Consider the following 14,376-nt stretch of genomic DNA (forward strand, 5'->3'; position numbering starts at 1 on the left):
TGTGCGGTGGAAAGGTAGCCCCTACCGCCGTCCATTCCTCCACTCGATAGCCGCCTTCAACCCTTCCTCCTTCCTGATCCGGTTGAACTCCGCGCGTTCCGGCCCCTGCGCCGATTCGGCGATGATCGCGCAGTCCAGCGCCGCTTCGAGCGCGGCGCTGAAGCCGCTGTAGTCCACGCTCCGGTTCACGTACGACTTCGTAAGCTGAACCGAAGCGGGCGCGGCCGATGCAATCGCGCGCGCCACTTTCATCGCGCGCGCGAGATGCTCGCCCGTCGCCACGACTTCGTTGACGAGGCCGTAGTCATAGGCGCGCTGCGCGGTGATGTCGTCGCCGGTCAGCAACAGGCCTTTCGCCAGTTTCGGCCCGATGATCCACGGCAGGATCAGCGACACGATCGCGGAGCCGAATTTCACTTCCGGCTCGGCGAAGATCGCGGTGTCGTCGGCGATGGTGATATCGCACGCAGCCGCCATTTCGAGCGCGCCGGCGAGGCAGTGTCCGTGCACCGCCGCGACGATCGGCTTGCGGCAGTGCCAGAACGACATGATGAAATCAAAGTCCTTGCGCAGCACCGCTTTCCATTCGGCCGCCGTCGTGTAGTTCTTCTCGGCGGACTCCTTCAGATCGAAGCCCGCCGAGAACGCGCGCCCCGCGCCCGCGAGCACGATCGCCCGCACGCCGTCATCGTCTTCGAGCGCGCGCAACACGTCGCGCATCTCGGCGATCATCGTCGAGTCGATCGCGTTCAGCCGCTCGGGGCGGTTCAGCGTGATGCTCGCGACGCGATCGTCGATATCGAGTTGTATCGTCGAAAAGCTGTTGGGCATGGCTTACGTCCCCTGGCGAATGATGAGTATGTCGGCGGCCTGCATCGCGTCGCCGGTCACGATGAACGGATTCACCTCGACTTCGCGGATCGTGTCCGCGAGCGCGTTGAAGGTATCGATGAAACGCAGGATCGTGTCGATCACGTGCTCGATATCGGCGCGTGGCTGTCCGCGCGCGCCTTGCAGCAGGCGAAACACGCGCAGCGTTTCGAGCTTGCCGCGCAGCACGGCTGCGGATTCGCCGGGCAGGCTGATGAAGCTGTCCTTGAAAATTTCGACGAAGATGCCGCCGCCGCCGATGGTGAACACCGGGCCGAATTGCTCGTCCGTGCTCATGCCGACGATCAGTTCGACGCCGCGCAACTGCTTCTGCACGAGCACTTGCTTGCCGGCGCGGCCTTCGGTGAGACGCGCGAACGCATCGCGCAGCGCGGCGTCGTCGTGGAGATTGAGCAGCACGCCGCCCAGATCGGATTTATGCAGCACGGCCGGATCGTCGATCTTCGCGACGAGCGGATAGCCGGCCTCGCGCGCGAACTGTATCGCGCTATCCGCATCCTGCACGACACGCCACGGCGCGACCCCGATGCCGCTGCGCGACAGCAGCGTGAAGCCTGCGTCTGCGCTGAGTGCGCGCGGCTCGGCGTTCAGCAGCGCGATCGCATCGGCGGACGGTTCGCTTCGCACCGTGCGCGGCGCGGCATGCAGCGCGCTCCGCGAAAAGTGTTTCAGCGCGCGCAATGCGTTCTCGGTGCCGGCCAACACCGGAATGCCCGCCTTCCTCAACCGCAGCGCTTCGCCCGGCGAAAGCGTCGCGCTGACATGGCTCATCACGACGAGCGGCTTGTCCGTCATCCGATGCACGGCGAGCGCGGCCTTCGAGCAGTCGAGCAGGAAGTCGCGGCCGTCGGGCATGTTGCTCGCGAGCACCGCCGTGCCGATTTCGTCGGCATCGGCCATCGCTTGCAGACACGGTTCCAGCGCGGGCGCGCCCTGATCGCCCCAGTAATCGAGCGGATTGGCGACGGCGGTATCCGCGTCGAGAAAGGGCTGGATGCGTTGCGATGTGCGCGCCGAAAGCGCCGGAAACGCGATATCGAGTGATTCGGCCCAGTCGGCGATCAACTGCCGCTCGCCGCCCGAATCCGTCACGATGCCGATGCCCGCCGAACGCGGCCGGCGCGCATGCCGAAAGAGCTCGACCGTGTTCAGCATTTCGTCGAGCGAACGCACGGCGATCACGCGATGCCGCTCGAATACCGCGTCGTACACGTCCGCGCTGCCGGCCAGCGCGCCGGAATGCGACTGCGCGAACGCGCGTCCCGCGACGCTGCGCCCGAGCTTCAGCGCGATCACGGCGATGCCGCGCGCCGCGCAAGCGTCCACGGCGGCGAGAAACGCGTCCGGATCGCGCACGGTTTCGAGAACGCAGGCGATCACGCGGGTCGAAGGCTGCGCCGCGAAGAAGTCGATGTAATCGGCGGCCGTCGTCGCGATCTCCTGTCCCGCCGAGACCGCGAAGTTGAAGTCGATGTCGCGCCGGTTGCCGAGCAGCCCGCTCCATGTCGAGCCGCTGTGCGAGACCAGCGCGACTTCGCCACCCGCGACGAGGTTGCGGAACGGCATCGACGTCATTTGCAGGCGGACCGCGTCGCTGACGAAGCCCATGCAATTGCTGCCGCAGATCGCCATGCCCGCCGACGCCGCGAGCGCCTGCACGCGCGCGAACGGCGAATCGGGCGCGGCGGCGTCGCCGGAGAGTTTGCCGAAAATCACCGCCGCGCGCACGCCGGAACGGATCGCGTCGGCGAGCGCCGCTTCGATACGCGCTTCGTTGATGGCGAGCGCCACGCAATCGACCGGTTCGGGAATGGACGCGATATCCGCATACGCCTGCACGCCGTCGATCAGCGGCGCTTTCGGGTTCACCGCATGGACGTGGCCGGCGAATCCGCTGCCCGCGATCGAACGCAGCACCTTGCTGCCGAATGCGCCCTCGCGCTCGGACACGCCGATCACGGCGATGGATCGAGGCAGCAGCAGGGCGCGCATCGATGCGTGGGCGTCGCGGGGGCTTGCGTTCATCTTCCTCTCGCCAAGGTGCGGAACGTGATCGAAGAATAACGCGAAATCAAAAAATGTTTGCTGAAAAAATTTTTAGCGATTATTTTTTTATCAAAGTAACGCGGACAACTTACGGCAGAGGAACGTTCGAACATGGCAGACAGACTTCCCGCGCAGGCGGAGGTGGTGATCGTGGGCGGCGGTATCGTCGGATGTTCGATCGCCTATCATCTGACGAAGCTCGGCATCACCGACGTCGTGTTGCTGGAGCGGCGGCAGCTGACTTGCGGCACGACCTGGCACGCGGCGGGCCTGATCGGCCAGTTGCGCAGCAGCCGGCAACTGACCGAACTCGCGAAATACACGTCCGAGTTGCTCTACGAACTGGAGCGCGAAACTGGTCAGGCGACCGGGTTCAAGCAGAACGGTTCGGTGAGCGTTGCGCTGAACCACGAGCGCTTCCAGGAACTGAAGCGCGGCGCGTCGATGGCGAAGAATTTCGGGCTCGACGTGCAGGTGATCGGCCGCGACGACATCACGCGTCTCTGGCCGCTGCTCGATCTCGACGGCGTCGTCGGCGGCGTGTTTCTGCCGAAGGACGGCCAGGCGAATCCGACCGATATCACGCAGGCCTTCGCGAAGGGCGCGCGCATGCGCGGCGCGAAGATCGTCGAAAACCTGAAGGTGGAGAAGCTGCTGGTCGAGAACGGGCGCGCGGTCGGCGTGCAGACGGAAGAAGGCGTGCTCAAGGCCCGCACCGTCGTGCTGGCCGCGGGCATGTGGTCGCGCGAACTGGCCGCGGCGGCCGGCGTGTCGATTCCGCTGCACGCGGCCGAGCATTTTTATATCGTCACCGAAGCCGTCGACGGGCTGCCGAACAATCTGCCCGTGCTGCGCGTGCCGGACGAATGCGCGTATTACAAGGAGGACGCGGGCAAGCTGCTCGTCGGCGCGTTCGAGCCGGTGGCGAAACCGTGGGGCATGAGCGGCATCCCCGAAGACTTCTGTTTCGACGCCTTGCCCGACGACTTCGATCACTTCGAGCCGATTCTGCTCGATGCCGCGCGGCGCGTGCCCGTGCTCGAACGCACCGGCATCAAGACGTTCTTCAACGGGCCGGAAAGCTTCACGCCGGACGATCGCTATCTGCTCGGCGAGACGGCGGAAGTGCGCGATCTGTTCGTCGCGTGCGGCTTCAATTCCATCGGCATCCAGAGTTCGGGCGGCGCGGGCAAGGCGCTCGCGCAATGGATTCGCGATCGTCATCCGCCCGCGGATCTCTCGGACGTGGATGTGCGGCGCATGCATCCGTTTCAGGGCACGAAGGCGTATCTGCGCGACCGGACCACGGAAACGCTCGGCCTGCTCTATGCGATGCACTGGCCGTTCCGTCAGGTCGAGACCGCGCGTGGCGCACGCCGTTCGCCGCTGCACGACCGGCTCGTCGCGGCGGGCGCGGTGATGGGCGAGGTCGCCGGATGGGAGCGCGCGAACTGGTACGCGCCGCCGGGCAGCGACGCGAAATACGTCTATAGCTGGGGCCCGCAGAACTGGTTCGACCGCTGCGCCGACGAATGCCGCGCCGTGCGCGATGCGGTCGCGCTGTTCGATCAGACCTCGTTCGCGAAGTTCATGGTGCAGGGCCCGGACGCGACGCGCGCGCTGAACTGGCTGTCGACATCGAATGTGGATGTGCCCGTCGGCAAGATGGTCTACACGCAATGGCTGAACGCGCGCGGCGGCATCGAGGCCGATCTCACGATCACGCGCACCGGTCCGCAGGCGTACATGGTGGTCACGGCGGGCGCCACGCAGACGCGCGATTTCTCGTGGCTCGAACGCAATCTGCCCGCCGATGCGCGCTGCATTGCCACCGATGTGACATCGAGCTATGCCGTGCTAGGCGTCATGGGTCCGCAATCGCGCGCGTTGCTGGAAAAGCTGTCCGGCGAAGATCTGTCCGATGCGCGCTTTCCGTTCGCGACATCGCGCGAGATCGAGATCGGCTACGCGCGCGTTCGGGCGAGCCGGATTACCTTCGTCGGCGAACTGGGCTGGGAACTCTATGTGCCGATGGAGTTCGCCGTCCATGTCTACGACCGGCTGATGGACGAAGGCGCGCCGTTCGGCCTGCGCCTCGCCGGTTATCACGCGATGAACAGTTGCCGCACCGAGAAGGGCTATCGCCATTGGGGGCACGATATCGGCATCGCGGACAACCCGCTCGACGCGGGGCTCGGCTTCTGCGTCGCGTGGGAGAAGGCGGGCGGCTTCATCGGCCTCGATGCCCTGCGCGAGGCGCGCACGCGCACGCCGCAAACGCGGCGCATGGTCCAGTTCAGGCTCAGCGATCCGTCGAAGCTGCTGTATCACGAGGAGCCGATCTGGTGCGGCGGCGAGATCGTCGGGTCGATCACGTCGGGCATGTTCGGGCATCGGCTGGGCGCATCGCTGGGCATGGGCTACGTGACGCACGACGCGGGCGTCACCGCGCAGTGGCTTGCGGACAACGCGTTCGAGATCGAAGTCGCATGGGAGCGCGTGCCGGCGCAGGCGAGCCTCGCGCCTTTCTACGATCCGGAGAACGCGCGGATCAAAAGCTGACGACACCGCGGAGCGCGCCGTGAACGAGCGACGGTACAATGCATTTTCTTGCAGAAGAAATTCAGGCCGGAAATTTTTCGGCGATGCAAACATCGGCAGGCGTGGAGGCGTCAATGGCGCGCGGTGCGGTACACAGGAACGAGGCGGATTTCATCGACGATCCGGGCATGGATCAGGTCGCGCTCGGGCAGGAGATTCGCAAGCTGCGCAAGGCGCGATCGAAGACGCTCGCGGAAATCGCGCTCGCAACGGGGCGTTCGGTCAGCTTCATCAGCCAGCTCGAACGCGGCCGCGCGGAGATTTCGATTTCCGATCTGCGACGCGTCGCGCATACGCTCGGCGTGCCGCTCGGCTGGTTCTTCATGTCGGAGAAAAAGCCGGCGGCGGAAGTCGGGCGCGTGGTGCGCGCGGGCGCGCGGCGGCGGCTCGGTTCCGCGACGGACGGGCTTGTCGAGGAATTGCTGTCGCCGGATATCGGCGGGGCCTTCGAGACCTTTCTCAGCACGTTCGCGCCCGGCGCGGCGCTCGCCGAAGCGACGCTGCGCGACACGGAGGAAGAAGGCTATCTGGTGTCGGGCGAACTCGATATGTGGATCGGCGATCACCTGTTCCATCTCTCGCCCGGCGACAGTTTTCGCATCGTGCGCGAGCCGTTCCGATGGGCGAATCGCGGCGAGACGGACGCGGTCGTCGTCTGGGTCATTTCCCCGCCGACTTACTGACGAAGCACGCCGCCGCGCGTCGATCAAACCGTCAGTTGTTCCGCCGTCCGCTTGAGCTGCGCGACGAACTGATCGACGATCACCGAACGCGGCCGCCCCGGCGCGAACAGAAAGCGCGGTTCGACCGGCACGGCGGGCGAAAAGCGCCGCGCGGCGAGATCGGGGAACGAGCGGCCCATCAGCGCAAACGGATCGACGAGCGCCACCGCATTCGCTTCGCGCACCAGCGCGCACAGCACCGGCGTGCTGTTGGACACGAACGCGCTCGTGAACACTCTTCCTTGCGAACGGAACGCCTCGCGCAGACGCCAGCCGGTCAGCGTGTCTTCGCCGAATGTCGCGATGGTCTCCTTATCGAGCATCTTCGGCGTGACGCTTTTGCGCGCGGCGAGCGGATGTTCGGCGCGCATCACGCAGTGCAATTCGGCGCTGCAGAATTCCTCGACTTCCAGCGTGCCCGAAGGCGCGGCCACGTCCAGAATGCCGAAGTCCGCCTGATTGTTGTTCACGTACTCGACCACATGGCGCGTGGGCAGCGCGCGGATATCGAACTCGACATACGGATGCGTCTTGCGGAACTCGCCGACCGCGCGCGCAACGATGGTCGTCGCGAGCATCGATACGGTCGATACGCGGATCGACCCGCGCTGCCCTTGCTGAATTTCGCGCGCGGTTTCGGCGATCGATTGCACGCTGCCGAAAAGGCGTTCGATATCCGGCAGGATGGCTTCGGCTTCGGGCGTGCAGACGAGCCGCCCCTTCACGCGCAAGAACAGCGTCAGGCCGATTTCCTCTTCGAGCATGCGCAGCGTCTTGGTGACGGCGGGCTGCGACACATACAAAAGACGCGCCGCCGCCGACACGCTGCCCGCCTTCACGACGGCGCGAAAAATCTCCAGATGACGCACTTTGAGCATGACGAGGCCTGTCGTGAGGGTATAACTTTCTGGCAGGAACAAGCTTAGCAGAATGTATTGGTTTTCATGGTTTTGACACCGTACACTGATTGTCATCGCAGGTGGAACACGCAACAACACTCGTCAAAAAGGAGCTTTGCTGTGAGCATTCCCGACGCATCGGCGTGGCGCGCTCGCGCCCAGGAAATCCGGCCCGAAGGCCGCGCGTTCATCGACGGACAATACGTTGCCGCGCTCTCGGGCAAGACCTTCGAGACGCTGAATCCGGCGACGGGCCGCGTCATCGCCGAGATCGCGGAATGCGGCGCGGAAGACGTCGATGCCGCGGTGGCGAGTGCGCGCCGCGCATTCGAATCCGGCGTGTGGTCGCGCCGCGCGCCCGCCGAACGCAAGGCCGTCATGCTGAAGTTCGCGCAGCTCATCATGGAACACCGCGAAGAACTGGCGCTGCTCGAATCGCTCGATGTCGGCAAGCCCATCGCCAACGCCTACAACGGCGACATCGTCAGCTCGGCGACCTGCATCCAGTGGTACGGCGAGGCTATCGACAAGCTGTACGGCGAAACCGCGCCCGCCGCCCCCGACATGACGACGATGATCGTGCGCGAACCGCTCGGTGTGGTCGCGGCGGTCGTGCCGTGGAACTATCCGCTGTCGATGGCGAGCTGGAAGCTCGGCCCCGCGCTCGCGGCGGGCAACTCGGTCGTGCTCAAGCCCGCGGAACAGTCGCCGCTCACCGCGATCCGCATCGCCGCGCTGGCGATGGAAGCGGGCCTGCCGCCGGGCGTGCTCAACGTGTTGCCCGGCTACGGCGAAACGGCGGGCCGCGCGCTCGGCCTGCACATGGACGTGGATGCGGTCGGCTTCACCGGTTCGACCGCCGTCGGCAAGCTTTTCATGCAGTACTCGGGCCAGTCGAACATCAAGCGCGTGGGTCTCGAATGCGGCGGCAAGAGCCCGCATATCGTGCTCGACGATTGCCCCGATCTCGACGCCGCCGCGCGCGCCGTCGCGTCCGGCATCTTCGCCAACAGCGGGCAGGTCTGCAATGCGGGCTCGCGTCTCATCGTGCAGGCCGCCGTGCGCGACGAACTGCTCGACAAGGTCGCGCGGATCGCCCGCGAACTCGTGCCCGGCGATCCGCTCGATCCCGCGACGAAGATGGGCGCGATCGTCAGCCAGTCGCAGCACGAAACGGTCATGTCGTACATCGACGCGGGCCGCGCGGACGGCGCGCGCGTGATCGCGGGCGGGCGTGCGGCACGGGCGGACACGGGCGGCTACTTCATCGAGCCGACCGTGTTCGATCGCGTGAGCAACGACATGCGCATTGCGCGCGAGGAAATCTTCGGGCCGGTGCTGTCGGCGATCACGGTGGAGTCGCCGGAAGAAGCGGTGCGCGTCGCCAACGACACGATCTACGGCCTTGCCGCCGCCGTCTGGACGTCGAACGTCGCACGCGCGCAGCAGGTCTCGCGGCAACTGAAGGCGGGCGTCGTGTGGGTCAACTGTTTCGATCGCGGCACGATGTCGTCGCCGTTCGGCGGATTCAAACAGTCGGGCTTCGGCCGCGACAAGTCGATGCACGCCTTCGATAAATATATGGACTGGAAAGCCATCTGGATCGCCGGATAAGCCTGCAACGACGCGTCATTTTTTCCCTTTCGCGCAAGCGTGGAGACCATCATGAAAACGCCCGCCGTCAAGCCCGATACGATTTCCGATGCTTCACCGCGCGCGTCCCGAACGAGACGCGCGTTCCTGCAACAGGCGGGCGCGCTCGCCGGCGCGGCGCTGCTCGGCGCGCCGGCCATCGTGCGCGCGCAGTCGAAGAACATCAGCGTGACATGTTGGGGCGGCGCGTACGAAGCGGCGATTCGCGGCGCGTTCGCCGAGCCGTTCACGAAGGAGACGGGCATCGCGGTGACGCTTGTCAACAGCGCGGACCTTGCGCGCATGAAGGTGCAGGTCGAATCGAAGAACGTGTCGTGGGACGTGTTCGACAGCGTCGGGCCGCAGATCGTCGCGGGTTCGCGCGCGGGCATGTGGGAGAAGCTCGATCCGGCCATCGTCAAGACGGACGGGCTCGTCACGAAGACCGCCGCGGATTTCGTCGGCACGTATTCGTTCGCGGGCGGCATCGGCTTCGATCCGAAGCGCACCGCGAAGCCGCCGACGACCTACGCCGAGTTCTGGGACGTGAAGGCGTTTCCGGGGCGGCGCGGCTTGCGTCCGCGCGTGAGCGAGAATCTGGAGATGGCCTTGCTCGCGGACGGCGTCGCGCCCGACAAGCTCTATCCGCTCGATGTCGAACGCGCCTTCAAGGCGATGGACCGCATCAAGCCCGCCGTGCGCAAGTGGATCGAAACGACGCCGGAAACGGTCACGCTCATCGCGAGCAACGAGCTCGACTACACGTACACGTATCTGAGCCGCGTCTTGCCGGCGCAGCGCGCGGGCACCTCCATCCAGATGTCGATGAAGCAGACGCTCAACAGCCTCGAATATCTCGCGGTGCCGAAGTACGGCAAGAACACGCAGGCCGCCATGCAGTACGTCGCGTTCTGTCTGCGCCCGGACCGTCAGGCTGCGTTCTGCGAGATGGTCGAGTTCGCGCCGAACGTCGCCGCCGCGATGCCGCTGATGTCCGCCGCCGCGAAGGCGCGCATGCCGGACATGCACGACAGGAACAGCGTCATCGTCAACGATGCCTGGTGGGGCGATCACTACGACGCGCTGCAGAACCGCTTCACGACCTGGATGCTCACGTAATCCGATAGAGACGCGCGATGAACTACACGCTGAACGTGAAGACCGTCGTCGTGATGCTGCTGCCGCTCTATGCGCTGCTCGCGGTGTTCTTTCTGTGGCCGCTGGGCGTGGTCGGATGGTCGAGCATCTGGGACCAGCGCTTCACGCTGCGCGGCTACGAGCAGGTGCTGACCAATCCGCTGATTCATCGCGTGCTCGTCAATACGCTCACGATCAGCGCGCTCGCCACGCTCGCGAGCCTCGTGCTCGGCTATATCGTCGCGCTGCATCTCGCGCGCTTGCCCGCATCGAAACGCGCGCCGTATCTCGTCATGGTGATGCTGCCGTTCTGGACCAGCATTCTCGTGAAGAGCTATGCGTTCACCGTGGTGCTCGGCAGCGCGGGCATCGTCGCGAGACTCGCGGGCTGGCTGTCCGGCGACGCGTGGCATCCGGAACTGATGTTCAATCGCGCCGGTGTAGTCATCGGCATGACTAACTATCTTCTGCCATTCATGGTGCTGCCGATTCTCACGAGCCTCACCACGCAGAATCGCAATCTCAAGTTCGCCGCCGAGATGATGGGCGCGGGTGCATGGATGATCTTCGCGCGCATCACGCTGCCGCTCTCGATGCCCGGCGTGATCGCGGGCGTGCTGATGTGCCTCACGCTGTCGATGGGCATGTACATCACGCCCGCATTGCTCGGCGGGCCGCGCGACATGATGCTCGCGAACCTGATCGACTTCTATACGCGCACGACGCTCGACTGGACGCTCGCCGCATCCATCGCGATGATGCTGCTCGTGCTCTCCGGCATCTTGATCGGCATGCTCGGCCGCGTGCAGCAGGGCAGGGAGGCGCTCGCATGATGGATACCGCAACCCGCGTGACCGATGGCTCCGACGGTCGAGACATGGTTGCCCGCCCCGAACCCGCGCGCCGCGACTGGCGCAGGACGTTGCGCGTGCTCGGCGCGCTCGGCGGATGGTGCGGCTATCTGTTCCTGTTGCTGCCGAGCCTCGTCATCGTGCCGATCTCGTTCGGCGGCGGCACCGAACTCACGTTCCCGCCGAAGACGTTTTCGCTCGCGCTCTTCAAGCAGTTCTTCGCCGATCCCGCGTGGTGGGGCGCATGCGTGACGAGCGTATCGGTCGCGCTCATCGCGTCGGCGATATCGATCGGCGTGGGCGTGCCTGGCGCGTATGCACTGGCGCGCGGCCGCTTTCCCGGCAAGCGCGTGCTCGAAACCTTCGCCATCACGCCGATGCTCGTGCCGGTCGTCGTGCTCGGCCTCGGCATCTACAAGCAGTTTTCGATGTTCGCGCTCGTCAATACCGTGTGGGGCCTCGCGCTCGCGCATGCGGTGCTGGTGGTGCCGTTCGTCGTGATCGCGGTGGGCTCGGGCCTGCGTCACGCGGATGCATCGCTCGAAGCGGTCGCGCTGGTGATGGGCGCGAGCCGCGTGCGCATTTTCTTTCAGGTCGTGCTGCCGCAGATTCGCGCGTCGGTGGCCGTGAGCATGCTGTTCGCGTTCCTGCTTTCGTTCGATGAAGTCGTGGTCGCGTACTTCATCTCCGGCCCGCAAACGACCACGCTGCCGGTCAAGATGTACAGCGCGATCCGCTGGGAGGTGTCGCCGGTGCTCGCCGCGGTATCCACGCTGCTCACGCTGATCTCGCTTTTCGTGTGTCTCGGCATCATGGCCTTGCAGCGGCGCGACGCGTCCGCCGAACAATAATCCGGACCCGACAACATGGCCAAACGATACGACGCGGTGATCATCGGTGCGGGGCACAACGGGCTCGTGTGCGGCGCGTATCTCGCGCGCAAGGGCTTTGCCGTGTGCCTGCTGGAGCGGCGCGAAATCGCGGGCGGCGCGGCGGTGAGCGAGGCCGTGTGGCCGGGCTATCGCGTCTCGACGGCCTCCTACACGCAGGCGCTCCTGCAGCCGCGCATCATCGAGGAACTGGAGCTTGCGAAGTACGGCTACGAGATCGTTGCGCCGCCGCCGATGCTGCATCTCTACGGTAACGGGCGCAGTCTCGTGTTCCGCGCGGATGGCGAGCAGTTGCGTGCGGACATCGCGCGCTTCAGCCGCGAGGACGCCGATGCCTACGGCGCTTATCGTGCGCATATGACGAAGCTCGGCAAAGTAGTCTCCGACATGCTGTGGGAGATCCCACCCGATCCTGCCGATCACGCGTTGTCCGCGCGCGGCAAGCTGCTCGGTTTCGCATGGCGCTTTCGCGACATGGGCGAGCAGTTCTACGAGCTTTACGACGTGCTCACGCTGTCCGCGCGCGATTTCCTCGCGCGCTGGTTCCGCTCCGACGAGATGATCGCGGCGCTCGGTTTCTACGCGTCGTGCGGCGGCGCGGCGACCAGCATCTGCTCGCCCGGATCGGCGTATGTGCTGCTGCGCGGCTTCATTCGCGACCACACGACGAGCGCAGGCCCGGCGGGTTTCGTGCGCGGCGGCATGGGCACGATCTCCGATGCGATCGCGGCATCGGGCAAGGCGCACGGCATGGAGGTGCGCTGCGATGCGCCGGTGGCCGAAGTGCTGATCGAAGGCGCGCGCGCGGTGGGCGTGCGGCTCGAATCGGGCGAACACATCGCGGCGGGTTGCGTGATCTCGAACGTTGCGACGAAGGTGCTGTTTCAGCGGCTCGTCAACGCGCGGCACGTCGCGCCGCAATTTCTTACGCGCGTCGGCCAGATTAGGGATCGCTCGACGGCGTTCAAGGTGCATCTCGCGCTCAACCGCCTGCCGACCTTCACCGATTTCGACGCCGCGGCGGCGGGCTTCGCGTATCCGGCGCAAGTGCGCATCGGGCCGTCGGTCGAGTATCTCGAACGCGCCTGGGATGCCGCGAAGTACGGCGAAATCTCGCCGCATCCGGCGCTCGTCGTGATGACGCCGAGCGCGGTCGATCCGAGCGTCGCGCCGGCGGGCAAGCATCTCATCAGCATCTTCGGACAGCACGCGCCGTATGCGCTGCGCGAGGGAACGTGGGAGACGCAGCGCGCGCATCTTTACGACATCGTGATCGATACGCTCGCCGCGTATGCGCCGGATATCCGCGAATGCATCGACGACGCGCAGGTGCTCTCGCCGTTCGATCTCGAACGCATTTTCGCGCTGCCGGGCGGGCACGTGCATCACGGCGAACTGAGCGCGGACCAGATTTTCTTCCGGCGTCCGGTGCAGGGCGCGGCGGATTACCGGACGCCGGTGAAGGGCCTGTATCAGTGCGGCGCGTCGGTGCATCCGGGCGGCGGCGTGACGGGCGTGCCGGGACACAACGCGGCGCAGGTAGTGATGCGCGCGGAGAAACATTGAGCGGAGCCTGACGATGAACATGATCGAACTGAAACAGGTCTCGCGGCGTTACGGCGCGGTCCAGGCGCTTGCGCCGCTCGATTTCAGCGTGAAGCAGGGCGAATTCGTCACGCTGCTCGGGCCGAGCGGTTCGGGCAAGACTACGCTGCTGAATCTGATCGCGGGCATGGTGCGGCCTTCGTCGGGACGCATCTTCGTGCGCGGCACGGACATCACCGATGCGCCGCCGAATTCGCGCGGCCTCGGCATGGTGTTCCAGAACTACGCGCTGATGCCGCACATGACCGTGTTCGACAACATCGCGTTTCCGTTGCGCGTGCGCAAGCTGCCGAAAGACGAGATTCGGCGCAAGGTGAAGGACGTGCTCGATCTCGTGCGCCTGCCGGATATCGCGCAACGCAAGCCGAAGGAACTGTCGGGCGGACAGCAGCAGCGCGTGTCGCTCGCGCGCTGCATCGTCTATAACCCGGCGCTGATTCTGCTCGACGAACCGCTCGGCGCGCTCGATAAAAAGCTGCGCGAACAGATGCAGTTCGAGATTCGCCGGCTGCACGCGGAACTCGGCATCACCATGCTCAACGTCACGCACGATCAGGACGAAGCGCTGTCGATGTCCGACCGCATCGTGCTGATGAACGATGGCCGCGTCGAACAGATCGCGACGCCCGACGAGTTGTATCGCGCGCCGCGCACGGCCTTCGCGGCGAGCTTCATCGGCACGGCGAATCTGATTGCGGGCACGGTGCACGACAACACCGGCGAGCACGCGCTCGTCTCGACGCCGCTCGGCATGCTGCGCGCCGCGATGCCTTCGCAGGTCGCGCGCGGCGCGGCGGTCAAGCTGCTGGTGCGGCCCGAAAGCGTGCGCATGATGCCTACGCCCGCCAACTCCGATCTCACGTTCGATACGGCCATCGCGGACGGGCGGCGGCATGCGGGCACGCTCGTCGATTCGATCACGCTCGGCAGCGTCGTGCGTCATCACGTGCGCCTGCCCGGCGACATGCAGATCGTCGTGCAGCAGCAGGGCAGCCGGCGGCCCGCGACGCATGCGCGCGGCGCGCCCGTAGTCATCGACTGGGCGCCGGAGGATTGCCAGATGATCCTGCAGGACTGAACGCATCGCGCGCGCGTCGCGACG

Annotated in this window: 11 protein-coding genes; 8 read left to right on the top strand and 3 right to left on the bottom strand. The window is 65.8% G+C overall.

Annotation, left to right across the window (positions count from 1 at the left end):
* Nucleotides 1-21 precede the first annotated feature (21 nt).
* Together LY284_RS16565 and LY284_RS16570 are read right to left on the bottom strand one after the other, a co-directional pair.
* Nucleotides 22-831, bottom strand: a complete 810-nt coding sequence (locus tag LY284_RS16565) for an enoyl-CoA hydratase/isomerase family protein (RefSeq protein WP_233387318.1) — start codon at nt 829-831, stop codon at nt 22-24.
* Nucleotides 832-834: 3 nt separating this feature from the next.
* Nucleotides 835-2,916: an acetate--CoA ligase family protein gene (locus LY284_RS16570; protein ID WP_233387319.1), complete on the bottom strand. Its 2,082-nt coding sequence runs from the start codon at nt 2,914-2,916 to the stop codon at nt 835-837.
* Nucleotides 2,917-3,048: 132 nt separating this feature from the next.
* Between LY284_RS16570 and LY284_RS16575 the strand changes: the two genes are divergently transcribed.
* A complete protein-coding gene (locus LY284_RS16575; RefSeq protein WP_233387320.1) occupies nt 3,049-5,499 on the top strand; it encodes an FAD-dependent oxidoreductase in 2,451 nt (816 codons plus the stop codon).
* 83 nt (nt 5,500-5,582) lie between these two features.
* Nucleotides 5,583-6,221 carry a helix-turn-helix domain-containing protein gene (locus LY284_RS16580; protein ID WP_233387321.1) on the top strand — a complete coding sequence of 213 codons (639 nt, stop codon included), beginning with the start codon at nt 5,583-5,585 and terminating at the stop codon, nt 6,219-6,221.
* Between the two features lie 23 nt (nt 6,222-6,244).
* On the opposite strand, the gene LY284_RS16585 is transcribed toward LY284_RS16580, so the two are convergent.
* On the bottom strand, nt 6,245-7,138 hold the full coding sequence (locus LY284_RS16585; RefSeq protein WP_233387322.1) for a LysR family transcriptional regulator: 894 nt from the start codon (nt 7,136-7,138) through the stop codon (nt 6,245-6,247).
* Nucleotides 7,139-7,279: 141 nt separating this feature from the next.
* Between LY284_RS16585 and LY284_RS16590 the strand changes: the two genes are divergently transcribed.
* Genes LY284_RS16590 through LY284_RS16615 form a run of 6 tightly spaced genes read left to right on the top strand, consistent with a single transcriptional unit; the run spans nt 7,280 to nt 14,352 of the window.
* A complete protein-coding gene (locus tag LY284_RS16590) occupies nt 7,280-8,773 on the top strand; it encodes an aldehyde dehydrogenase (protein ID WP_233387323.1) in 1,494 nt (497 codons plus the stop codon).
* A 51-nt stretch (nt 8,774-8,824) separates the two neighbouring features.
* Nucleotides 8,825-9,910, top strand: coding sequence for an ABC transporter substrate-binding protein (locus LY284_RS16595; protein ID WP_053568985.1), 1,086 nt, complete (start codon nt 8,825-8,827; stop codon nt 9,908-9,910).
* Nucleotides 9,911-9,927: 17 nt separating this feature from the next.
* Nucleotides 9,928-10,761 (top strand): ABC transporter permease, encoded by an 834-nt coding sequence (locus tag LY284_RS16600; protein WP_045453249.1) that lies wholly within the window; start codon nt 9,928-9,930, stop codon nt 10,759-10,761.
* Nucleotides 10,758-11,630, top strand: a complete 873-nt coding sequence (locus LY284_RS16605; RefSeq protein ID WP_233387324.1) for an ABC transporter permease — start codon at nt 10,758-10,760, stop codon at nt 11,628-11,630. Before LY284_RS16600 ends, LY284_RS16605 begins: the two co-directional genes overlap by 4 nt.
* Nucleotides 11,631-11,645: 15 nt before the next feature.
* Nucleotides 11,646-13,235 carry an NAD(P)/FAD-dependent oxidoreductase gene (locus tag LY284_RS16610; RefSeq protein ID WP_233387325.1) on the top strand — a complete coding sequence of 530 codons (1,590 nt, stop codon included), beginning with the start codon at nt 11,646-11,648 and terminating at the stop codon, nt 13,233-13,235.
* Nucleotides 13,236-13,248: 13 nt separating this feature from the next.
* Nucleotides 13,249-14,352 (top strand): ABC transporter ATP-binding protein, encoded by a 1,104-nt coding sequence (locus LY284_RS16615; RefSeq protein ID WP_233387326.1) that lies wholly within the window; start codon nt 13,249-13,251, stop codon nt 14,350-14,352.
* The last annotated feature ends 24 nt before the right edge of the window (nt 14,353-14,376 follow it).

The organism is Caballeronia sp. PC1 (assembly GCF_021353155.1).
GTDB lineage: Bacteria > Pseudomonadota > Gammaproteobacteria > Burkholderiales > Burkholderiaceae > Caballeronia > Caballeronia cordobensis.